This window comes from Nocardiopsis codii, assembly GCF_036327455.1.
GTDB lineage: Bacteria > Actinomycetota > Actinomycetes > Streptosporangiales > Streptosporangiaceae > Nocardiopsis > Nocardiopsis codii.
Genome location: NZ_JAUZMY010000024.1, coordinates 99,048 through 120,809, shown reverse-complemented (window position 1 = coordinate 120,809; position 21,762 = coordinate 99,048). Strand labels below are relative to the sequence as shown.

17 protein-coding genes are annotated in these 21,762 nt (G+C 73.1%); 4 read left to right on the top strand and 13 right to left on the bottom strand.

Features of this window, described 5'->3' with window-relative positions:
* On the bottom strand, window positions 1-846 hold an 846-nt coding region (locus Q8791_RS22440), incomplete at its 3' end, for an SAM-dependent methyltransferase (protein ID WP_330093741.1).
* A 227-nt stretch (window positions 847-1,073) separates the two neighbouring features.
* Between Q8791_RS22440 and Q8791_RS22435 the strand changes: the two genes are divergently transcribed.
* The 4 genes from Q8791_RS22435 (at window position 1,074) to Q8791_RS22420 (ending at window position 5,948) form a co-directional block, all read left to right on the top strand.
* The gene (locus Q8791_RS22435; RefSeq protein WP_330093740.1) at window positions 1,074-1,847 is read left to right on the top strand and encodes a nucleotidyltransferase domain-containing protein; all 774 of its coding nucleotides are present in this window, start codon (window positions 1,074-1,076) and stop codon (window positions 1,845-1,847) included.
* Window positions 1,848-3,077: 1,230 nt separating this feature from the next.
* Window positions 3,078-4,049: a phosphatidylinositol-specific phospholipase C gene (locus tag Q8791_RS22430; protein WP_330093739.1), complete on the top strand. Its 972-nt coding sequence runs from the start codon at window positions 3,078-3,080 to the stop codon at window positions 4,047-4,049.
* A gap of 407 nt (window positions 4,050-4,456) precedes the next feature.
* Window positions 4,457-5,059, top strand: a complete 603-nt coding sequence (locus Q8791_RS22425) for a DUF3224 domain-containing protein (protein ID WP_330093738.1) — start codon at window positions 4,457-4,459, stop codon at window positions 5,057-5,059.
* Between the two features lie 208 nt (window positions 5,060-5,267).
* Window positions 5,268-5,948 carry a response regulator transcription factor gene (locus Q8791_RS22420; protein WP_330093737.1) on the top strand — a complete coding sequence of 227 codons (681 nt, stop codon included), beginning with the start codon at window positions 5,268-5,270 and terminating at the stop codon, window positions 5,946-5,948.
* Here Q8791_RS22420 and Q8791_RS22415 read toward each other — a convergent pair.
* From Q8791_RS22415 to Q8791_RS22360, 12 genes are all read right to left on the bottom strand, one after another.
* Window positions 5,890-6,519: an SAM-dependent methyltransferase gene (locus Q8791_RS22415; RefSeq protein ID WP_330093736.1), complete on the bottom strand. Its 630-nt coding sequence runs from the start codon at window positions 6,517-6,519 to the stop codon at window positions 5,890-5,892. The genes Q8791_RS22420 and Q8791_RS22415 overlap by 59 nt on opposite strands.
* Complete coding sequence (locus tag Q8791_RS22410; RefSeq protein ID WP_330093735.1) at window positions 6,516-7,511, bottom strand: NAD-dependent epimerase/dehydratase family protein; 996 nt, start codon at window positions 7,509-7,511, stop codon at window positions 6,516-6,518. The genes Q8791_RS22415 and Q8791_RS22410 overlap by 4 nt, the downstream gene beginning before the upstream one ends.
* A complete protein-coding gene (locus Q8791_RS22405; RefSeq protein WP_330093734.1) occupies window positions 7,504-7,992 on the bottom strand; it encodes an adenylyltransferase/cytidyltransferase family protein in 489 nt (162 codons plus the stop codon). The genes Q8791_RS22410 and Q8791_RS22405 overlap by 8 nt, the downstream gene beginning before the upstream one ends.
* Window positions 7,979-8,548, bottom strand: a complete 570-nt coding sequence (locus Q8791_RS22400; protein ID WP_330093733.1) for a helix-turn-helix transcriptional regulator — start codon at window positions 8,546-8,548, stop codon at window positions 7,979-7,981. The genes Q8791_RS22405 and Q8791_RS22400 overlap by 14 nt, the downstream gene beginning before the upstream one ends.
* Window positions 8,541-9,437 carry a carbohydrate kinase family protein gene (locus Q8791_RS22395; protein WP_330093732.1) on the bottom strand — a complete coding sequence of 299 codons (897 nt, stop codon included), beginning with the start codon at window positions 9,435-9,437 and terminating at the stop codon, window positions 8,541-8,543. The genes Q8791_RS22400 and Q8791_RS22395 overlap by 8 nt, the downstream gene beginning before the upstream one ends.
* On the bottom strand, window positions 9,434-10,618 hold the full coding sequence (locus Q8791_RS22390; RefSeq protein WP_330093731.1) for a glycosyltransferase: 1,185 nt from the start codon (window positions 10,616-10,618) through the stop codon (window positions 9,434-9,436). Before Q8791_RS22390 ends, Q8791_RS22395 begins: the two co-directional genes overlap by 4 nt.
* Before the next feature lie 422 nt (window positions 10,619-11,040).
* Window positions 11,041-11,703: a hypothetical protein gene (locus Q8791_RS22385; RefSeq protein WP_330093730.1), complete on the bottom strand. Its 663-nt coding sequence runs from the start codon at window positions 11,701-11,703 to the stop codon at window positions 11,041-11,043.
* A 46-nt stretch (window positions 11,704-11,749) separates the two neighbouring features.
* Window positions 11,750-12,199, bottom strand: a complete 450-nt coding sequence (locus tag Q8791_RS22380) for an acyl-CoA thioesterase (RefSeq protein WP_330093729.1) — start codon at window positions 12,197-12,199, stop codon at window positions 11,750-11,752.
* Window positions 12,192-17,903: a type I polyketide synthase gene (locus tag Q8791_RS22375; protein WP_330093728.1), complete on the bottom strand. Its 5,712-nt coding sequence runs from the start codon at window positions 17,901-17,903 to the stop codon at window positions 12,192-12,194. The genes Q8791_RS22380 and Q8791_RS22375 overlap by 8 nt, the downstream gene beginning before the upstream one ends.
* Entirely contained in the window at window positions 17,900-18,826 is a 927-nt protein-coding gene (locus tag Q8791_RS22370) for an enediyne biosynthesis protein UnbU (RefSeq protein WP_330093727.1), read from the bottom strand. Before Q8791_RS22370 ends, Q8791_RS22375 begins: the two co-directional genes overlap by 4 nt.
* A complete protein-coding gene (locus tag Q8791_RS22365) occupies window positions 18,823-20,757 on the bottom strand; it encodes an FG-GAP-like repeat-containing protein (protein ID WP_330093726.1) in 1,935 nt (644 codons plus the stop codon). Before Q8791_RS22365 ends, Q8791_RS22370 begins: the two co-directional genes overlap by 4 nt.
* Window positions 20,747-21,673: a DUF1702 family protein gene (locus Q8791_RS22360; RefSeq protein WP_330093725.1), complete on the bottom strand. Its 927-nt coding sequence runs from the start codon at window positions 21,671-21,673 to the stop codon at window positions 20,747-20,749. The genes Q8791_RS22365 and Q8791_RS22360 overlap by 11 nt, the downstream gene beginning before the upstream one ends.
* Window positions 21,674-21,762: the final 89 nt, after the last annotated feature.

The window sequence follows — 21,762 nt, the reverse complement described above, 5'->3', positions numbered from 1 at the left end:
GAGGCCCATCGTGTAGAACACGGACCCCTCCGGGAGCAGGGGGACGAGTCCGCGGAACGTCGCTCCGATGTCGGGGCCGACGTAGACGGCCAGGCCCACCACCGTCACGAACATGACGCCCACCAGGCCCGGCTCCAGCAGCTCCAGGCCGTCGAAGAGCGCCGTGATGCCCGCCGCCGTGCGGATGGTGAGCTTGGGGGTGCCGCGTTCGTTCCACGCCGCTGCCACCTGGTGGGCCCGCTCCCGGTCGAGGTCGTCCGTGGGGTGGGAGACGACCAGGAAGCTGCCCGGGGCGAGTGCGCCCACGAGCTTGTCCAGGATCGAGCGGACCTCGTCGTCGTCGGCGACGAAGTTCACCACCCCCAGCAGCATCAGCGCCACCGGCTCCGACAGGTCGAGCGTCGCGGAGGCCGCCGCCAGGATCGAGTCGGGATCGCGCAGGTCGGCGTCCGCGTAGTCGGTCGAGCCCTGGTCGGTCCCCGTGAGCAGCGCGCGGGCGTGCGTGAGCACCAGCGGGTCGTTGTCCACGTAGACCACGCGCGCGTCCGGGGCGACGGTCTGGGCGACCTCGTGGGTGTTGTTGTGGGTCGGCAGCCCGGTACCGATGTCCAGGAACTGCCGGATCCCCTCCTCCGCGGCCAGGTAGGTGACCGTGCGGACGAGGAAGGCGCGGTCCGCGACCGCGTTGTCCACGATCTCGGGGAAGAACGACCGGATCTGCTCTCCCATCTCCCGGTCCACGGGGTAGTTGTCCTTGCCGCCCAGCCAGTAGTTCCAGATACGGGCGTTGTGGGGGATGGAGGTGTCGATCTTGGGGGCGGGACCCTCGGGAGTCACAGGGGGCACGGACAGCCTCTTTCTGCGCATGTACACGACAACACCCACAAGGGGCACTAAAGGGACAAGTAAACGGTCCCGAGGGGTCTACGGCAAGTGCCGAAGAGCACGGATTCGCCTGCCCCGTCGGCACTCCCGCGTCCACGGGGACGGAAAAGGTGTCGAGGCGCCCGCCCTCCGGACGGTAGGTTGCCGCCAACCCCCGACTCACACACAGCGACGACCAGGAGCCGCAGGTGAAGCACTCCTCCCCCGAGTACGCCCGGATCGCCGAGAAGGGCACCGTCCTCCGCTGCCAGGTGGGCTCCGGCGTCCACGGAGTCACCGTCGCCGACCAGGACGACCGCGACGAGATGGGCATCTGCGTCGAACCGCCCGAGTACGTGATCGGCCTGCGCACCTTCGAGCAGTACATCTACCGCACCCAGCCGGAACACTCCCGGTCCGGCCCGGGCGACCTGGACCTGACCGTCTACTCGCTGCGCAAGTGGATGCGCCTGGCCCTCGACGGCAACCCGACCGTCCTGCTGCCCCTGTTCGTCCCCGACCGGGAGATCGTCGCCATCACGGACACCGGCCGCGAACTGCGCGCCGCCGGCGACCGCATCCTGTCCCGCAGGGCGGGCCGACGCTTCCTCGGCTACCTGCGCGCCCAGCGCGACCGCATGGAGGGCGTGCGCGGCGGCAAGCACACCAACAGGCCCGAACTGGTCGACCTGTACGGCTTCGACACCAAGTTCGCCTACCACATGGTCCGGCTCGGCATCCAGGGCGTCGAACTCCTGGAGACCGGACACCTGACCCTGCCGATGCCGGAGCCCGACCGCACGTGGCTGCGGGAGCTGCGGCGCGGCGAGCACACCCGGGCCGAGGCCCTCGCACGCGCCGCGGACCTGGAGGAGCGGCTGGCCGCGCTGTGCGAGAGCTCGGACCTGCCCGAGGAGCCCGACCACGCCTGGGCCGACCGCTGGCTGGTCGACGCCCACCGGCGGTCCTGGGACGGGCGCTGACCGGCACGGCGCCCGCCCCCGGCGACCCCGCTGGTCAGGGCGGGCACCCGGCGAGGTGGCGGCGCGGGGGCGAGATAGGGTGAGCCACCGGAGAGGCACGCGCACCCCGGCCCGCCGGGCGGCAACCGCGCGGCGGACACCGCGCGCGGTGTCCGGTAACAACGAACGTGAGGAAACACCATGATCGGAACCATCGCCTTTGTGCTCATGGTCGTGAGCCTGTCGATGATGCTCATCGCCGGCATCGTCCCCGCGCTGATCAAGACCCGCTAGCCGGTGGCGGGTGCCGTCCCTCGGACGCACCCGCCCACCCCGCTCCCCCGGGCCGCCCCACCGGACCGCGCCGTCCCGGCAGGCCACGACGCCCCGCCCGCCTGCGGCCCGCACCTCCCGCCGCCCGGCGCCGCGCACCCGTCGGCGGAGCTCGGAACGGGAGCCACCACGGCCCCGGCCCTCTTCGCCGCCCGAAGCACCACGGATCCCCGCCGGCCCCTCTCCGCCACGCGGGACGGCTGCGGTGAGTCGCGCGACCACGTGCGGCCCACCCACCGCGCGCCCCCTCAGAGCACAGGGCAGGACCCGCCGCCTCGACGGCGGCCCCGCGACCGCAGCACGCAGCCCGGCAGCAGAGCACCCGGCTCCGGCCCGGGAGGATGCGGGGTCGGCACCCGCCCCGTCGGCGTGAAGAACCCCTGGACCCGGCGGGCCGATCCGGGTACGCCGTCGGCCGCCCGTGCCAGGCGTTCACGACCGCGCCCGCGCACGACGCCCCCGTGTCCGCGGGACAGCCCGCAGAGCGCCGACGCCCGGCAGCGCGTCGTCACGGTGAGGGCCCTCGCCCCGCTCGGGAAAGCCCCTGTACTGCGGGATCACCGGTATCGGCGGCGCACGCCGCCCCTCCGCCGGAAGCAGGAAGCCCGGTGCGGGGCATCCGTCCACGCTGCCCCGCACCGGAGTGCGCACGTGTGTGCGCAGGACCACCCTACGGAATCCCGTACCACCGCGGATCATGATTCGCGAAAGTCGTGGGATGTCTGAGCACACCCGAGCGCCATCTTTACGACGTAGATTCACCTAGGGGGCGCGGGGAGCCCGGGACGGTCCACGGCCCCGCGGGGACGCGGCGACGGCGCTCGGGGGGGTGCCAGGGCAGCCGCGCCGTGACAGGGTGGACGGCGTTCCGGGCGCGCCACGGCGGCGCGCCCGCCCCGCGACCGAAGGAAGCCCCCCATGCTCCCCTCCCCCGGCCCCGCAGCCGCGACCGGGCCCGCGTCCCTGCTGGGCGCGGCCCTGGCCGCCCTCCTCGTCCTCCCCGCCCTCCTCGCGCCGGCGGCCCCCGCCTCCGCCGCACCCGCCCCCCTGGCCGAGCGCGCCGCCTGGATGGCGCCGCTGCCCGACCAGACGGACCTGGCAGCACTGTCCATTCCCGGCACGCACGACAGCGGCGCCTGGCGCGGCTCCGTGTGGTCCCGCACCCAGGACCTGACCATCTCCCAGCAGCTCGACTCCGGCGTGCGCTTCCTGGACGTGCGCACGCGCCATTACCGCGACGCGTTCCCCATCCACCACGGGGCCGAGTACCTGCACCTCAACTTCACCGACGTGGTCACCGACGTGAGCGCCTTCCTCGAACGGAACCCGACCGAGACCGTGCTCATGCGGCTCAAGAAGGAGCACACCGAGGAGGAGAACACCCGGAGCTACGAGCAGACCCTGGACCACTACATCGAGGAGAACCCGGACACCCGCGACCTGCTGGCGGAGCACCTGTGGGTTCCCGAGCGGGGCGGGAACCACGTGCCCGACCTCGGCGAGGTCCGCGGCCGGATCGTCATCGTGCAGGACTTCTCCGCCTCCCGCGACTACGGCGTCCACTGGAACGGATCCGCGCTCAGCATCCAGGACGACTACCGGGTCCCCACGCTCTTCGACATCCCCGCGAAGTGGAACAGCGCCCGGGCGCACTTCACGGCTGCGGCCGACGGACCGGCCGACCTGCTGTACGTCAACCACCTGAGCGGCAGCGGCGCACCGTTCGCCAACCCCCGCGACGTCGCGTGGGGCGCACTCGGACAGAGGGGCGTCAACACCTACGCCACGGACCACCTGCGCGCCTCCCAGGGGGACCGGACCGGTGTCGTGGTCATGGACTTCCCCAGCCAGGAGCTGACCGACCTCGTCCTGGCCCGCAACCCGTCCTGACGCCCCCGGCCCCGGGGCGGGGCCGGACCTCCGCGCCCCGTCCCCGGGCGCCGTGCGGGCGCACGTTCCCGGGCCGGGGCGCGGACCCGTGCCCGGGGGCGACCGCCGGGGGCCGGCGGCCCGGTCCCGGAATTCTCCGGAACACCGAAAATCCACCGACCCGAGCACCCATGCCATTGATTCGCCCATGAGTTTTTCTCAGAAACGAAAGAATTGAGCACGGCGCCCACTATTTAAAGTAATGGATCAGAAGCAGAAGGTGAGGAGTGGAGATCTAGGCCCCTGCCGTATCCAATGACTCATGCAACCGCCCGAAATGTTCCCTATGTTCATTTCCAGGATCTATGACGATCCACCCCCGGTGCAGAGGAGTAGGCATGAGAATCTGCGGCAGAAAATTCGCGAATGTGACCCCCCTGTTGGCTGCCGGAGCCACGGCGGCGCTCCTGACGGCCTGCACCCCGGTGTGGGCCGGCCCCGGAGACGACCCCGCCCCGCCCGACGACGGGACCGCGCTCCCCACACAGAGCCCCGTCCCCTCCCCCGAGCCGAGCCCCGACCCGAGCACCCCCCCGGGCACCGACCCCAGCCCCGCACCCGCTCAGGAGCGCACCGCCACCGCCGTCGTCCACCTCCTCGACCAGACCGTCGAGGAGATCGGCCCTCCCGACGACCCCAGTGGCACGCAGATCCTCAACACCGTCTTCCAGACCGACTTCGTCGGCGACCTCGACGGCCAGGGGTACCACGTCTATCTGGACCTCGTGGACGCCGACGGGAACGCGACCAGCGAAGGAGCCGGCAGGTTCGTCGGTTCCCTGGACGGGGTCGAGGGCACCTTCGCCATGGACGCGTGGGGCACCGCCGACTCCGAAGGCGCGATCAGCGCCGAGTGGTGCGTGGTGGAGGGCTCCGCGAGCGGTGACCTCGAAGGACTCAGCGGCTGCGGTGAGATCCTCACGGCCGGCACCCCGGAAGCCCACGTGACCCTGACCTACACCCTGCCATAACCACCCTGACCTGCCCCTGGACCCCCGGCCGCTCTTTCCGACCGGGGGTCGCGCCTTCTCCGAACCGGCCGGGCCTTTACACGGGCACGAAAACTGTCAATGGACAAGTGAATGCCGGGCTTCCTACTCTGTTACCCACTCCGGTCGAGGATACGGTCACCGCCTGGTACCCACCACGTTGGAAAGCAGACGCCGCATGCACCTGTTGTTGATCGATAACGCACGGCTCTACGCGGAGCCCTTCGCCCGCCGCCTCCGAGGACATGCGGACATCAAGGACGTCACTTTATGTGCGTTGAGGGACATCAATGACCACACGCATCCGGAGGCGCGCAGATACGATGCCGCGCTGATCAACGCGAGCGCCCCCAACGTCGAACAGGTCATCTCCTCCCTTTCCAAGGTCCCCCTGGCCGTCATCGCCCTGGGGGTCGATGAGACCGAGAACCGTGTCATCGGGCTCGCCGAATCCGGCGCGGCGGGCTATGTGCCGCTCAGCGGCGACATCGACGACGTGGTCAGGAGCGCGAGGGCCGCCGTCCGCAAGGAGATGCACTGTTCCCCCGACCTCGCCTTCCAACTCTGGCAGCACATCGGTCTCATGGCGGCCCAGGCCCCCGAGCAGAAACCCGCCGTCCACCTCACCCGGCGGGAGCGGGAGGTTCTGTCCCTCATCTCCCTCGGCGCGTCCAACCAGCAGATCTCGCGCGAACTCTTCATCGAACTGCGCACCGTCAAGAACCACGTGCACAACATCCTGCGCAAGCTCGGTGCGAAGCGGCGGGGCGAGGCCGCCGCACGGGCCCACGAACTCGTCGGCTGGTCGGCGGTCACCCCCTCCGACGCTCCAGGACGACGATCTCGAAGTCCGGGTCGTCAAGGCGCATGACCGTGGCCGTCCGCATCCGCCCCTCCACCACCCGGTGGGCGTTGAAGCCGTCCCACCCCTGCCCCTGCACCGTGCTGCGCCGGTGCACGCAGACCACGTGGCCGCCGGGGCGCAGGCGGTCCCGCAGCCCCTTCGACAGCAGTTCCAGATCGTCCGGGGTGAAGTAGTACAGGAACTCCGAGAGGACCACCAGGTCGAAGGAGGCGTCCGGGAGGTCCCCGGGTAGTACGGCCCGTCGCACGCTCACGTGCGGGGAGTCGGCCACCGCGGCCGACGCGGCCCTGACCGCCGCCGGTGCGCTGTCCACGGCCAGGAGCCTGTCACAGCGTGCGGCGATCCCCCGCGTGAGCACACCGATCGAGCACGCGGGCTCGTACCCGGAGGCGTAGCGCCGGCGGGGAAGGCTGGCCAGCGTCAGGTCGTATTTCCTGCGCTCGTACCAACGCGCCGAAAGACTCCACGGGTCCGGGGAGTCGGCGTAGCGCCCGTCGAAGTAGGACGGGGGGATCGTGCGCTCGTGCGGGGCGGCGTCGCCCTCGCGGCGCGGCGGCCGGGGGCCGTCCCCGCTCACGGGCGCGATCCGAACAGGTCCGGATTGGCCCGTGCCCATGCGAGGTACTCCCTCAGTCCGCCGGCCGGAGTCGTCCTCGCCTCGAATCCCAGGAGGTCGCGCAGCCGCCCGGTGTCGGCGGCCCCTCCGTCCGGGTCCCCCGCGGGACGCTCGCCGCGGGTCACACGGACCCCCGGCACCAGCTCTGCCACGGTCCGGGCGAGTTCGGCGATCGAGGTCGCCCTGCCGGTGCCGACGTTGACGGTGCGCCCGACCGCCCGGGGTGCGGTCACCGCCTCGACGGTCGCGCGGGCCACGTCCGCCACCGACACGAGGTCGCGCACCTGGGCGCCGTCCCCGTGGACCACGAGGGGCAGGCCCCGGAGCGCCCGCACGGAGAAGATCGCCGCGCACCAGCTGTGGCTGCCCGGCTTGGGCACCTGGTGGGGACCGTAGACGCTGAAGTAGCGCAGGACCGTGACCGGGACCCCGAACTGGGCCCCGTAGAGCCGCCCCTGACGCTCCGCCCAGCTCTTGGAGTTGGCGTAGAGCATGCCGGGCTCCCCCAGGGGGTCGTCCTCGTGGAACCGGCCGCCCCTCGCGGGGACGGCGCCGTACACCTGGGCCGAGGAGGCCAGGACGACGCGTCCGGTCCCGTGCCGCCGGGCCGCCTCCAGGACGGCCTGGGTGGCCCGCATACTGGAGAAGTCCCGGTCGGGCTCCGCCGTGCAGGCGGCCACGTCGGCGACGGCCGCCGCGTGCACCACCGCGTCGCTGCGCGCGACCAGGGGTCCCGTGGTCGCGGCGTCGGTGACGTCCCCCCTGACGACCTCCGCCAGTTCGCCGACGCCGAACCTGCCCGCCTGGTCGAACCCGTAGGCGTCCAGGGAGTCGAGCACCGTCACCTCCGCGCCCGCCTCAGCCAGGCGCCGGACGACGTGGCTGCCGATGAATCCGGCGCCGCCAGTGACCAGCACGCGCCGGCCGGCGACCGGATGCGGGGCGCTAGGCATGGAGCCTCCTCAGGAGTGCGGTGGAGGACGCGGTCACGTCCTCGTCGGTGAAGGCGGTTCGGCCACCCAGCCGTTCGACCAGCGCCGTCTCCGCACGGAGCCGGACGCAGGGGTTGCGCGCGTAGTCCGGCCCCTTGACGTACACGTCGGGACGCAGCGCCTCGATGACCCTCATGGGGCTGCTGTCCTCGGCCGCGTGGACGTGGTCGACGACCTCCAGCGCCGCGATCAGGCCGGTCCGGTCGGCGATCCCGTAGAGGGGCCGGCCCGGCCCCTTCACGCACGCGGCGTCGGCGCTGACACTGACCACCAGCACGTCGGCGAGGGCGGCGGCCCGGTGGAAGTGGTGGACGTGGCCGACGTGCAGCAGGTCGAAGCACCCGTGGCACAGCGCGGTGCGCAGTCCGGAGGCTCGGGCCCTGGCCCCCACCCCCTCCAGGCCGGCCAGGTCCACGGCCTTGTCCCGTCTATACGCGCCCAAGGCCACCGCTCCCCCGCCCGCCACCGGTCAGCACGGCCACCGCGGCCGTGCGACTGCCGACTCCGAGCTTGCCCAGGATGCTCTGGACGTGGTTCTTGACGGTGTGGTGCTGGATACCCAGGCGCGTGGCGATCTCCCGGTTGGGGAGGCCGACAGCCACGAGGGCCAGTACCTGTGTCTGGCGCCGTGTGAGGCGCCTGCCCCCCAGGGCGCCCCTGCGCACGACGTCGCGCAGCGCCCCGACCAGGCTCTCGGCGCTCTCCTCGGCCGAGACGAAACCGACCGCTCCGGCCTCCAGGCAGTGCAGGACGGCCTCGTGGCACACACCTGAGCCGATCACGAGCGCGGCCGGGCCGACCCCGACCTCGGAACGGCGGATGATCTCGATGCGCCGGGAGTGCGAGGCCTCGACCAGGAGGACGTCGACACCGTCGCAGGTCCCCGGCGGGGCGGCCGTGGCCGAGCTGTCGAGCCCGGCACGTGAGAGCTCCTCGGCCAGACTCCGTCCTCGGGCGAGGAACTCGTCCACGACCAGTACGTGGGGGCGGTCAACCATACGCAGGCTCCGTCTCTGTTGATGTCAGACCGGACGCGACCAGTTCAGGTGGACTGCTCCGGGGGAAGGAGAGCGAGGGCAGTCGGCTGACGTGGCGTCCGGCATGGAGCGACGCGGCCCTCAAGGAGGAGGGCCAGTCGGCGCCGGAGGCCCTGGCCACCAGGAGCGCGGCGGTGTACGCCTCCCCCGCGCCGTTGGGGTTGCGGGGGGACCCGTCCGGCGACAGTGCGCGCTGTCGCAGACGCAGTCCGCGGGTGTGCAGGACGCTCCCTCGCGCACCGCCGGTGATCACAGCGGCGCCGACGAGGGCGAGTTCGGGCAGGGGCGCCAGGAGCGCGTGCTCGCGCCGGTTGGCGACCAGCAGGTCGACCGACCCCAGGAGGGCGGCGCGCTCGTCGGAGGACATGGACACGATTTCCCGGCACTGGGTGAGGTGCGGGACCAGGACGAGCCGTCGTCCGCACGCCGGCACGGCCAGCGGGGTGAGCCGGCTCGGTGAGCAGATGACGAGGGTGGTGCCGGCGGCGGCCGCGGCGCGGTCCGCCTCCAGGGGAGGCCGCACCCTGTGCGTGACGGTGACCGACTCCAGGCCGGGCGTGACCAGGGTGACAGTGTGGTCCAGTGCCCCGGCGCCGGGGCGGGTCCTGACACGGACGCCCTCGGCCTCCAGGAGGGCCAGCGCCCGCGCGCTGTCCTCCTGGTCCCCCAGGGCCGTGGTCAGCTCCACGTCGGCGCCGAGCCTGCGCAGCGCGAGCGCGAGACAGGTCCCCGGACCGCCGGGGGTGCGCTCGTGGCCGGAGGCGGTGAGGCTGACGTCGAAGTCGATGTCGGACCCGACCCAGTAGACGTCCTCGGAGTAGGTCCCGCCGACGACGTGGAACGGGGTCACGGCGTCGCTCCGGAGAACAGGTCCTCGATGTCGGTGACGAGCGTGTCGAGGGACGGAAGCGCCAGCATGTCGCGCTGGACGGCTCTGGCCCGGGAGCGGTAGGCGGGGTCGGCGAGGACGTCTCGGCAGGCCGCCGCCACGCGCTCCCCGTCGAGGACTTCCCAGTCCAGGCGCCGGGCCAGGCCCAGCTCCTCGCACCGGGCGGCGATGAGGTGGTTCTCGGCGATCCAGGGGATCGCGACCATGGGCAGGCCGGCGCGCAGCGCCTCCCGGACGCTGGTGAAACCCGCGTGGGTGACCAGCAGGTCGGCGGTGTCCAGGAGGAGGGGTTGGGCTGCGAAGTCCACGACGCGGACGTTGGGCGGGCAGGAGCGTCCGAGCGCCTCCGCGCGGCCCTGCCCAACCGCGACCACGGCCTCGCAGGCGACGTCCCCGAGGCCGTCGATGATGGACCGCAGCCGGGTGTCCGAGGCCTTGAACAGGGGCGCGACCGTTCCGAGGCTGGCGTAGACCAGCGGCAGGGAGTGGTCGAGCCCTTCGAGCGGGGGCGACAGCCGGTCACCGGGGCGGTCCACCGTGCGGTGCCGGTAGCAGCGCAGCGTGGGGATGGCGAGCTCGGCGGGGTCGTAGCCGGGCGGCATGAGGTGGGCGTGCAGGTGGGCGTACAGGCGCTCCGCCCGGGGGTCGGGCGGTAGTCCGAGCACGCTGCGGTGCTCGTCCAGGGACGGCGCGAGCAGGTCCGGGGCCAGGAACTCGGTGACCCTGCCCACCACGCCGACGGAGGCATGCGGGATTCCCACGGCTTCCGCCGCGAGGTAGCCGCCCATGTCGTAGGCCTCGCGGACGACCGCGTCGGCGCCTCCCTCATGGATGTGGCCGATCACGTCGCGAGCGGTGCCGAGAGCGCCGTCGCCGGGAAGGCCCTCGGAGACGAGGCGCCGCATCAGCGCGTCCACCTGGTCCGGCGGGATCTGCTCGGAGCCGAACAGCGGCGCCAGCATGCCGGTGATCCAGTCCTCCCCGGCCGGGAGGAAGGGCAGGCCGTAGCGCGCGACCTCGTCCCGGAAGGACTCGGGGGCGCACACGGCGACCTCGTGGCCCCGGGACAGGGCGGTCTCGGCGATCGGGACGAGCGGGCGCAGGTGGGTCTCGACGGGCAGGGTGGTGAACAGGATCCGCATGGGCGCCTCTCCGTGGGGACGGGGGCCGGAGGTCCGACGGCGGACCCCCGGCCCGGTACCTGGACCGGTGTGCCGGGCCCTTCCCCGTGTCAGGGATGGGACGGGGTGGGAAGGGCCCGGCCCGGCGGGCCGGGAGTGTTCGACGCTCCGCGGCGCCCGCGTGCCCGCGTGCCCGGGGGGCTCACGGCCAGGCGGGGCCGCCGGGCTTCACCCGGGGCCGGTTCGAGGGGCGGGCCCTAGGCCGCGTTCCGCGGATCATTCCGGGCTCGCGTCCCCCAGACTGCCTCTCGCCGCGCCGACTGCGCTTGGACAGCCAAACCCGGGCTGACCTGCGCTATTCGCCTTGCGAGAGATGACCTGGAAGCCGCTCGCGTCGATCGGCGCAAGCGCCGAGTCAACCGAAAGCATCCACAGAACACGCCCTAGTCCACCAGTGCGGTGAGCTCGCTCTCGGTCGTGGTCTTCATGCAGACGACCTGCCCGTCGGCGTCGTACAGCGCGACCTGGCCCTGCTGGACGTAGGGCTGGCCGATCGGCGGGATGGAGGTCAGGTCGCAGTGCATGACCGCCGGAAGGCGGTTGTGCAGGGTGCCCAGGGGGGTGTCCGCCTCGACGTACACCTCCTGGACGCTGCGCACGGGATCGGTCCCGAAGTTGACCAGGGGGTCGATCTCCATCCGCCCGAAGGTGGGGCGCATCATCGGGTCGAGCCCCCGGCCGACGCGCAGCCGGACGCGCTCGCCCGGCCACAGCACCTCGCTGGTGCCGACGGCCTCGTAGGTGATGGTCTCCAGGTCCAGCCGCAGGGCCCCGTCGAGGGTCAGCACGGGGTCGTGCAGCCTGATCTCGGACTCCTCGGCCACCAGGGTGATGACCTCCTCGGGGGTGTCCGCGGAGGCGTCGCCCCCGAACTTGAGGGTGATGGTGGTCTGGACCCTCGCCTTGAACCCCAGGGTGCCGTCGCTGAGCTCGCGGCGGGGGATCATGACGTCGACCAGGTGGCTGGTCTTGGAGTGCAGCAGTTCGGCCGCGAGCGCCGGATCGGCGGCCCGCAGGCGGTCCTTCAACGTGTCGGTCGTGGTCATCTCAGGCTCCTCGTCAGTGACGAATCAGCGTCAACTCCGGTCGGGATCATGCGCGCCACCCCGTCCGGACCGGTTCGGTCAGGTAGGCGTCGATTGCGCGGAGCAGCACCTCGGGGACGGGGACGGGCTCGAAGCCGTCCCCCGACCTCCTCAGCCAGGCGAGCTGCTGCTCTCCACGGGCCACCAGGTCCCTTCGACCGGAGGCCCGCCAGTACTCGAAGGAGAGAGTCATGCGGTTCTGGACGACCTCGCTGACCCGCATCCGCACGCTGACCTCGTCGAAGGCGTAGAGCTCGTCCAGGTAGGAGCATTCGGCCCGGACGGTGACGAGGGCGTGCTCGTGGTCGAGCGAGGAGACGACCTCGGGAGCGGTCCGTCGCAGGAAGAGCTCCCGGCAGTGCCCCTGCCAGCGGAGGAAGTGCGCGAAGTACACGTTGCCCAGCTGGTTGGTCTCGTCGAGGGTGACGACGTGCAGGTACTCGAAGCTCTCAGGCATCGCTGCCTCCCAGGACCGCGACGGCGGCGACGTCGTCCCCGTCGTGGTGGACGGCGACGGTGACGTCCCCGCAGCCGAGGAGGATCCACGGTCCGTCCAGTCCGCGCAGGGTCAGCGGGCCTCCGGGGCGGCCGGCGCACTTGCGCAGCGCCTCCGAGGCCGCCCAGACCACGGCCGCGTGCACCTCGGGTCCGCGCCCCGGATCACGGTCGGCGAGGGCGTCGCGCAGGGAGAGCGCGTCGGGTCCCAGCACGTCCTCCCAGCGGACGCGGGCCTCGGCGGTGTCGGGCATCCACACCAGGTCCACCCCGACCGGGACGGGGGCGGTGGCGACCATGGTCACGGCACCGCAGTGGGTGACCGAGACCCGGTCGTCGGTGGACAGCTCGGGGCGGCCGTCCGGGCGGCCCCGCACGGTGACCCCCGTGCCGAGGAGCCGGTGGACGGCACGGGCCCTCCTGCGCACCTGGGTGTCACCCGTCTCGACGGCCACCCGCACCCCCTCCACTCCGGTGACCTCGGAGATCCTGCGGTCCAGGTGCGGTCCGAGCAGTTCGACGCCGACGGGGAGCGGCCCGGGGCCCATGACGTTCAGGACCAGCCCCTCCCAGCGTTCCAGGACGCGGTCGTCCGCCCCGGTCAGCTCCAGGTCGAAGACGTGCCTGCCTCCCGCGGCGTGGCGTTCCCGCGCGTGGAGGACGGCGGGGGCGGACGCGGTGTCCAGGACGGTGACGCGCTCGGCCCCCACGGGGAGCAGGCGGGCTCCGGGCAGGCAGGCCTGGAGCGCGTGGAGTGCCGCATCCCTGCGCCCCGGGTCGCCCAGGAGCAGGCGCCCGGGGAGGTGCTGGGCGAACCATGCCCCGCCGGTGTCCCCCGCCAGGTCGGCGACGCAGTCGAACCCGGTGAGCCGCTGGTAGGCGCGGACCCGGCGCAGGGGTCCGTCCTGGAAGAGGAGGCGTCCGTACAGGTGCTCGTCCGGACGGACCGGGACCGGGGCGTCCGGGACCACCGGGAGCACGACCCGGCGCCCGGTGTCCGGCGTGCCCCCGGGAGGGAGGACCGCCGTGAAGTGGTCCACGGCGAAACCGGTGGCGGAGCTTCGCAGCACCGTGCGGACGGTGCCGTCCGGCAGCGCGAGGGCGGCGGCTCTCACGGTGACCCGCTCCCCGCGGTTGACGACCACCGGTGCGCTGAGCCGCAGGTCCTCCAGGAGGGGGCGGCCTCCGTCCCCTGTCAGGACCGCGGCCACCTGGGCCATGGCCTCCATGCCCAGCACCGCGGGCAGGAGCCGGTCGCCTTCGAACTCGTGGTGCTCCAGGTAGGGGTCGGTGTCGGCGCACAGGACGGTGTCCGCGACGACCTCGACCCCCGGGACGACCCTGCGGGGGCGTTCGAGGAAGCGGAGCATGGGCAGCTCCGCCTCCTCCGACCGCAGGGTGGGGGAGTCACCGTAGCGGCCCGTCACCACGACGCCGCCCGAGACGTCCGGCGAGGCCAACAGCCGGTGGAGCAGGTCGAGGCCGGTGTCGAGCGGGATGGGGTCGATGCCGCGTCCGGCCAGCGCGTCCAGGGCGCCCAGGCGCTCACCCATCCCCGCGCCCGCCCACACCGACCAGTCCACCGCGAGGCAGCGGCAGTCCTCCACACGGGAGGAGACCTCCTCGGTCAGGGCGCCGAGCCACTCGTTGGCCAGGGCGTAGTGCGCCTCACCGGGGAGCCCGGTGCGGGCGATGAGGGATCCGAACGAGACGAAGAGGCGCAGGGGGCCAGGATCGAGGGCGTCGAGGAGGTGGAGGGCGCCGTTGACCTTCGGGGCGACCGCGTTCTCGAGCGTTCCCGGGTCCAGGTCGGCCAGGGCGGTGGGCTCGTTGGCGCCGGCGCCGTGCAGGACTCCGGTGATGGGCCCGAGTTCGCCGACGGCCGCGTCCACCGCCCGCCGTACCGACTCGGTGTCGCGCACGTCGGCTCGCTGGTAGGTGAAGACGACGCCGTCCCCGTCGAACCGGGCCAGGTTCTGGGCCAGTTCGGGGTCGTCTCCGGGCGCGGAGCGTCCGAGGACGGCGATCCGCGCGCCGGTGCGCACCGCGAGCGCATGCGCGCACTCGGCGCCGATGCCCTTGCCCCCGCCGGTGACGAGGAGGACGTCGCCCGGCCCGAGCGGCTCGTGGTCCGCGGGGGGCGCCGGCAGCGGAAGGTGTCGCAGGCGGGGTTCGGTGCGGGTTCCGTCGGGGTGGTGACGGCACTCCGCGTATCCGCCGTTCTCGACCAGGGCGGCGGCCTCGCCCGCCACCAGGTCGACCGCGTCGGGGGCGTCCGCGGGGACGGTGACAACGGCGGTCGGCAGGCCGAGTTCGAGGTGGACGCTGCGCGCGAACCCCGCCGCCGTGGCGTGCGCGGGACCGTCCGCGTCCTGGACCACGAGGAGGCGGCGGGCGCCGGGCAGGGCCTTGGCCGCGTCGGCCACCAGGTCGAGGCACGCCAGGGGGTCGTCGTCGCGCGCCGGCCTCAGGACGAGGGTGTCCTCTCCGAGGTCGCGTCGGGCCAGGGCCGCGCCGAGTGCGTCGTTCTCGCGAGCGATCACGTGCGCTGTGCCCGCGTGATCCTCTGCGGCGGGCGCGGGCCCCGCCCCCACGGGCGCGGCGCGCACGGCGACGTGGTCGACGGTGAACACCCGCACCCAGGGGGCCACCCCGGCGGCGGTGTCGGCCTCCCGCGGCTCCTCTCCAGCACGCGGACCCGCCGCCAGGAGTGCGGCTATCTCCGCGATGGTCGCCCCGGAGTGCTCTGTGAGGCGTGCGGGCACGGGCAGCGCGAGTTGTCTGGCCGCCTCGGCGATGAGCTGGGCGACGGTGATGGAGTTCAGGTGCAGGTCCGCGCGCAGCCGGGTGCCCCCGGTGACCGAGGCGAGGGGGAGTTCGGCGCGTTCGGCGACCACGGCCCGGATCACGTCGGTGGGCGTCGCCTCCGCCGGGGCCGCGGGGGCGGCGTCGCGAGCGGCGGCGGGCCGGCGCTCGGGTTCGGGGGTGGCGGCGGGTGCGGCCTGTTCGCAGGGGTTGGCGAGGAAGCTCCGTGGCCGTCCGGGGTCGATCGGGCGCAGGAAGCGGTGCTCGTACAGCGCCTCGACGCGCACGTCCCGGCCCAGCGCCCAGGCGGCGGCGGCGCAGCACAGCAGTCCGCTGACGGTGTCCGATCCGGCTTCGACGGCGAAGGCGGGGATCCCCCTCCTCCTGGCCAGGTGGGTGAGGATCGTGTCGGGCCCCGCCTCGATCCACAGGTCGGCCCCGGCCGCGGCGGTCATGGCCTCGTCGAAGCGGACGGGGGCGGTGATCTGGCGGACCAGGTGCTCGCGCAGGTCGGTCCCGGGGTCGAGCAGTTCTCCGGTGACGGTGGAGTACACGGGTGCGCGCGGCGCGGCCACGGCGGCGGCGTCGAGGGCCTTGCGCAGCTCGGGGGCGGCCCCGGCCACCAGCGGTGAGTGGAAGGCGTGCGCGACCGGGAGGCGCAGGCCGCCCGACTCCGTGACCACCCGGTCGACCCCTGCGCTGGTCCCGGAGACCACAGTGGACTCGGGGGCGTTGAGGCAGGCGATGCCGACGCCCTCGGGGAGGAGCGGGAGGGCCCGGTCCTCGGGCATCTCCAGGACCGCCATGGCTCCGTGGTCTCCCGGGAGGGCCGCCATCGCCCTCCCCCGTTCTCGCACGACGGCCTCCAGGTCGGCCTCGGACAGGGCGCCTGCCCAGGCCAGGGCGGTGAGTTCGCCCAGGCTGTGGCCGACGGCCAGGTCGGGCCGGATACCCAGGGCGTCCAGGGCCGCGAGCGAGGCCAGGGACGCGGTGACGATGCGCGGCTGGGCGACGGAGGTGTCGGCGACCGGGTCGCCCTCGGGGAGATCGGCGCGGTCGTACAGGGACGCGACGGCGGGAAGGCGACGTGCCAGGGCGCCTCCGGTCCGGCCGGCGGAGGCCGCCTGTCCGGACGCCAGCAGACCGATCGTGGCGCCGGTGCGGCCGGGAGGCGCGGTGAACACGTCCGGTCCGAGGATCCGGCGACCGGACGCGACGGCCTCGGCGGCCCGGCGCAGGAGGTCGGGCAGTGCGGCGTCCGCGACGGCGGTGACCGCCGCCCTGTGCGCACCCGCGCCGCGTGTGCGTGCGAGTCCGGCGGCCAGGTCGGTGTACTCGGCGTAGGACAGTGTGTCGGCCGCGCGGGCGGCGGCCTCGATGCGCTCCCTGAGCGCGTCGGCGGAGTCGGCGGAGAACACGAGGAGTTCGTGTTCCTGGGGTGTGCGTCCCAGAGCGGTGGTGCGCTCGTCCAGGCCGGTGCGACGGTGCGCCGCCAGCCCTTCGACCACGACGTGGGCGTTGATGCCGCCGAAGCCCATGGAGCTCACACCGGCCCGCAGGGGCCGCTCCCGCGGCCAGGGCTCGGGTTCGCGGATCGCGCGCAGGCGGGCGCTGTCTCCGGAGAGCTCCTCGATGGGGTCCTCGCATCCGGCCGTGGGCGGGAGGACCTGGGTGTGGACCGCCATGACGGCCTTGATGAGCCCGGCCGCGCCCGCGGCGGCCTTGGTGTGGCCGATCAGCGCCTTGACCGAGCCCACCGCGGGGAGGGGGCCGTCGCCGACCTCTCCCACCGCGCCGGACAGGGCCTCCAGTTCGGCCCGGTCGCCGATGACCGTGCCTGTTCCGTGCGCCTCGAAGTAGGAGACCGTCCCCGCGGCGAAGCCGGCCTGGTGGTAGGCCCGGTCCAGGGCCAACCGCTGGCCGCGGCTCTCGGGCCTGGTGATGCCGCCGGTTCCGTCCGAGGACACCCCCCAGCCCCGCAGGACCGCGTAGGGGCGCAGTCCCAGTGCCTGGGCGTCCTCCAGGCGTGTCAGGACCACCATGCCGCAGCCCTCGCCGGGCAGGAAACCCGCCGAGCCGCGGTCGAAGACGCGCATGCGGTCCCGGGCCAGGGCGCCCGCACGGGAGAACCCGACGAGCTCGAAGGGGTCGATGCTCAGGTCCACCCCGCCCGCGACGACCGTGCGGGCCCGCCCCTCGGTGATCTCGCGGCAGCCGTGGATGACGGCGAGGAGGGAGGAGGCGCACGCCCCGTCCACCGTGTACCCGCCGCCGCCGAAGCCGAAGTGCGAGCAGATGCGCCCCGCGATGGTGTTGGACAGGCTGCCCGCGAGCGTGTCACCGTCCGGTTCGGGGAACGGATCGAGGAAGCGTCCGCGGAGCTCGTCCAGGAGGTCGGGGTCGGTCACCCCCCGGTCGGCCAGGAGGTCGGCGACGACACGGCGGACGTAGGGCCAGCGCGTCCGCAGCACGTGGGACCGGGTGAACTCGCCGGTCAGGGTGTTGCCCACGAAGACGGACGTGTCCTCGGCGCCTCCGGCTCCGGTCAGGCCCGCGTCGGCGAGCGCCCGCGAGGCGGTGTCCAGCGCGAGCCAGTGGGTGAGGTCGGTGGCGCGGTAGGTGGGACCCGCCACCCCGAAGGCGGCCCGGTCGAACTCGTACCCCTCCAGGACGGCGGCGTGGGTGACGGAGATCCGGTCCGGGTCCGCCCCCTCCTCGCCGAGGTAGTCGGCCAGGTTCAGCCGCTCGGCCGGGATGCGCCGGAAGGCGCGCCGCCCGGCGAGGGCGTTCTCCCACAGCTCGGCGGGGGTCGCGGCACCTCCGTAGGTGCACGCCATGCCCACGATCGCGACGCCGCTCATCGGCCCTTCCCCCACTTCGAGAGTCCGTACAGGTACAGGCCCCGGACCGCGCACACGGCCACGAGGGCGAAGAACAGCCCGAAGACGATGTGTGCGGCGGTGAGCACCCCGTAGACCGCCGCGACCGACAGTCCGAAGAACACCTGGTTCCTGGGGGACGAGGGCGTGGTGGCGGGGTCGGTGACCATGTAGAAGGTGAAGAGGACGAAGGCCAGACCGGTGGCGGGTCCCAGGACGGCGATGAGCGACGCGTCGAAGACCACCGTCCGCACGATCCCCTGGAGGGCGAATCCCCCCAGCCACGCGACGATCAGCCATCCGCGCTTCGTGAGCTTGAAGTTGAGCAGGCTGCCGGTGGTGAGAATGATGGCCGGGAGGATCCAGTCCCAGGCACCGGACACGTTCTCGGTGAAGTGGTAGGGCGGGGCGATGCCGACCCAGGTGAACGTGACGAGGGTGGCGGCGATGCCGAAGTTGGAGGGGTTGAGGAAGTGGCGGACGCCCTTGCCGGTGTCGACCCGCAGCACCGTCTTGGAGGCCAGGGCGACGACGACGCCGAAGACGACCGGCCATATCCGCTCGCCCGAGTACAGGAGCATCCCGACGGCGAGGGCGGTGATATGGGCGGGGAGCAGGAAGTCGACGAGGGTCCGCACGCCGCCGAGGAACTTGGGCGGGCGGCCGTTGAGCCGCGCGTCCAGGTACTCCAGCCCCAGTTCCATCGTGTAGGCGGCGGCCAGGGCCGCCAGGGGGATGGCGACCATCGGCTCGAATCCGAGCACCGCGTATCCGAGGACGTTGAGGACCGTGATGGCGATGGCGAAGCGGCGCAGGGCGACGAGGCGGACGTCGCGTGCCGGCGGCGGCGACGGGGCGGGGCCGCCGTCCCCGCGGTCGGTCGCTCGTACTCGGAGTTCGGTCATGATCCGCTCCCGCTGCCGGTCCCGGGGATGTCCGCGCCGTCGGTCAGGACGACGGTGTGGCGCCCGGGAGTGAGGGTGATCTCGGCCTCGTGGACGCGCCCCCGGTCGTCCCTCCAGGCCAGCTCGACGGGGACCGGGGAGTCGGCGTCGGCTTCGCCGAGGCCGATGAGCAGTTCGGGCGCGTGCTTGCCGGAGTGGCCGTTCCCGCCGTCCACCTGGGCGACGTGGACCCTTCCGTCGGGTGCGGTCACACGGACACCGGTACCGATGGCCGGCGTGGTTCCGTGCTCGGCGGGCCGCACGAGGTTGAGCGAGATGGAGGCGCCGGGGTCGGGCGAGTCGTTGCGGTAGAGCACGGAGGTGTCCCACTGGTTGGCGACGGCGATGTCGAGGACGCCGTTGCCGTCGGTGTCGGCCAGTGCCACGCCGCGGCTGACGGTACTGCGGCCGACGCCCACGTGGTCGCCGATCTCCGCGAAGCGCCCCTCACCCCGGTCGCGGGCGAAGAAGCTCAGGCCTCCGTCACCGGACAGGTCGGTCTCGGGTCCGAGGTCGGGCCAGACCCGGGGGTCGGCGAGGAGCTCGTCGTTGACGAGGGCCACCTCCTGGATCTCCGGCCACCGGTTGACCTCTCCGGCGACGAAGCCGGTCGCCTGGACCACTTCCTTGTGACCGTCGTTGTCGAGGTCGGTGATGCGGATGTCCCATCCCCAGCCGGAGCGGGCGAGGCCGAGCTGCTCGCTCTGGTCGCGGAAGGGCGCCCGGCCGTCGGCGATCAGGGCTTCGTCGGCCGTGTTCATCCAGATGAAGTTGCTCTCGAAGAGGGCGAACTCCTCGGTGATGTTGCTGACGGCCATGTCGAGCCTGCCGTCACCGTCGAGGTCGCCGAAGTCGATGCCCATCCCCTTGAAGGAGTCCTCGCCCAGGACCTTCGAACCCGCTGTGGTCGGTGACCAGGTCCCGCCCAGCTCCGTGAACGCGGGATCGCCCGGTGTGGAGTCGTTGCGCAGCAGGACGTCGGGGCCGAAGTCGTTGGAGACGTACAGTTCGGGGAGCAGGTCCCCGTCCAGGTCGGCCGTTCCCAGGGCGAGCGTCCACCCCACGGACGCCTTGCCCTCCAGTGCCTGGCTGGCGTCGGTGAACAGGGGGCCGTCGGCACCGGCGGAGCCGAGCAGCAGGCGGTTCTCACCCGCGTTGGCCGCACGTGACATGGAGTGCTGCATCGTCGGCCGCCCTCCGCCGGAGGTGTCCAGGACCGCCGCGTCGTCGGGGAAGTAGTTGCCGATGACGAGGTCGAGCGTGCCGTCGCCGTCCACGTCGGAGGCCAGGGCGGCGTTGGAGTGCCAGGTCTCGAAGCCCTCGTCCAGGAGTTCGACGGCCTCGTAGGCGTCCGCGGCGGGGGCGTCCCCCGACGCCAGGTGCAGTGTGGGGCTCCGGCCCCAGTAGTAGACGAGCAGGTCCATGCGACCGTCGGCGTCGGCGTCGACGGGCAGGCAGCCCATGGGAGCCATGGTGTCGTCGTAGGGCAGGTCGCCCGTGTCGAGGGCGAAGGTGTCGTAGCGGGGCGGGCCGGTCGGGGCGGGGGCGACCACGGCCCGGTCCACGCGTGAGTCCACGTAGCACAGGTCGTTCATGAGCCCGTCGCCGTCCAGGTCGGTCACGGCGATGCCGGCTCCCACGCTGGACATCCACGCCTGGATGCCCTCGTAGTCGGGGTGCAGGTCCCGGTGCTCGCGCATGGGCAGGCCCGGGGGCGGTTCGAGTTCCAAGGGCGTGAAGGAGAAGCCCGCGGCGAGTGAGTCCACCTCGTCCGCGCCGGGTTCGGGGACCCGGGCGACGAGGAGGACGGCCACCACCAGGAGCAGGGCGACGCCCTTGGCGGCGTGCGCGCGGGGGAACGGGCGCGGGGACCGGATCTGCTCAGAGGGCACTGGTGACCCCCTCCGCCAGTCGGGCCGCCACCCGGGTGCGCCACACCGCGTAGGCGGGGGTTCCCGTCCGAGGCGCCTCGCGGCCCCACGGCGGGAGTCGGAGCAGTTCCTCGTCGGTCACCTCGGCCGCGCTCACGGCGCCGAGCCCGGTCAGGGACCGCACCACCGACTCGGAGTCGGGTGCGACCGGCCCCAGGGTCACCAGGGCCTTGGCGGCGAACGCGGCTCCCTGGGCCAGCGCGGGCCCGTGTCCGTCGGCGGCGTCGCGAAGTCGGTGGGCCCGCGTGGGCGCGGCCCCGGTGAAGGCGGCGGCCAGGGCGACCCCGCTCCACAGGTCGCCGTGGAGGTCCTTCGGGGCACGGTCGACGGCGCGGGCGATCAGTTCCGGTTCCGCGCACCGGTCGAACCACAGGGCTCGGCCCGCCCCTTGGGCGGTCGCGTGGCGGACGTAGCCGGGGAGCGGAGAGCGGAGCCTGCGCCCGAGACCGCCGAAGAACACCTGGTGGAAGCCGTAGCCGTCCCAGGCGAGCCAGCCCAGGAGCGGGTCGAGCTGGCGCAGGACCGGCCTCCAGAGCACGCGGGGCAGGCGGGCCAGGGCCCAGCCCGCGCCGACGTGGGCCGTGTAGGGGCTGTGGCGGGCGCGTCCGTCGAGGAGGCGGGAGAAGTCGGTGCGGCGCGGGAGGCTGAGGGCGTCGATGAGGCACAGCGCCATGGCCGCTCCCTCGTAGACGAAACCCGCGGTGGGCCCCTTCTGCTCGGGGAGTGCCTCCGGGGCCCGGTCCGGGTCGTCGAGCGCCATGCCGTAGCCCCGGTGGAAGGCCGCACCGGCGGCCTCCAGCCGGGCCACCGTCTCCGGCTCGCCCGGATGGAAACCCCGGGACGCGAACGTCGTCTCCTCAAGCGGGAATTCCAACACGGATCGGATGTTCATTCTCGACCGGCCCAGGTACATGCCCACCGCCCCTCTTTGGATCGCACCCGACGAATCTACGGCCCTTCACAAAA

Bases quoted from the DNA above. Each gene is read 5' to 3' on its own strand.
- Q8791_RS22430 (WP_330093739.1), top strand. From the start codon at position 3,078: ATGCTCCCCTCCCCCGGCCCCGCAGCCGCGACCGGGCCCGCGTCCCTG.
- Q8791_RS22410 (WP_330093735.1), bottom strand. From the start codon at position 7,511: ATGCCTAGCGCCCCGCATCCGGTCGCCGGCCGGCGCGTGCTGGTCACT.
- Q8791_RS22400 (WP_330093733.1), bottom strand. From the start codon at position 8,548: ATGGTTGACCGCCCCCACGTACTGGTCGTGGACGAGTTCCTCGCCCGA.
- Q8791_RS22390 (WP_330093731.1), bottom strand. From the start codon at position 10,618: ATGCGGATCCTGTTCACCACCCTGCCCGTCGAGACCCACCTGCGCCCG.
- Q8791_RS22385 (WP_330093730.1), bottom strand. From the start codon at position 11,703: ATGACCACGACCGACACGTTGAAGGACCGCCTGCGGGCCGCCGATCCG.
- Q8791_RS22380 (WP_330093729.1), bottom strand. From the start codon at position 12,199: ATGCCTGAGAGCTTCGAGTACCTGCACGTCGTCACCCTCGACGAGACC.
- Q8791_RS22375 (WP_330093728.1), bottom strand. From the start codon at position 17,903: ATGAGCGGCGTCGCGATCGTGGGCATGGCGTGCACCTACGGAGGTGCC.
- Q8791_RS22370 (WP_330093727.1), bottom strand. From the start codon at position 18,826: ATGACCGAACTCCGAGTACGAGCGACCGACCGCGGGGACGGCGGCCCC.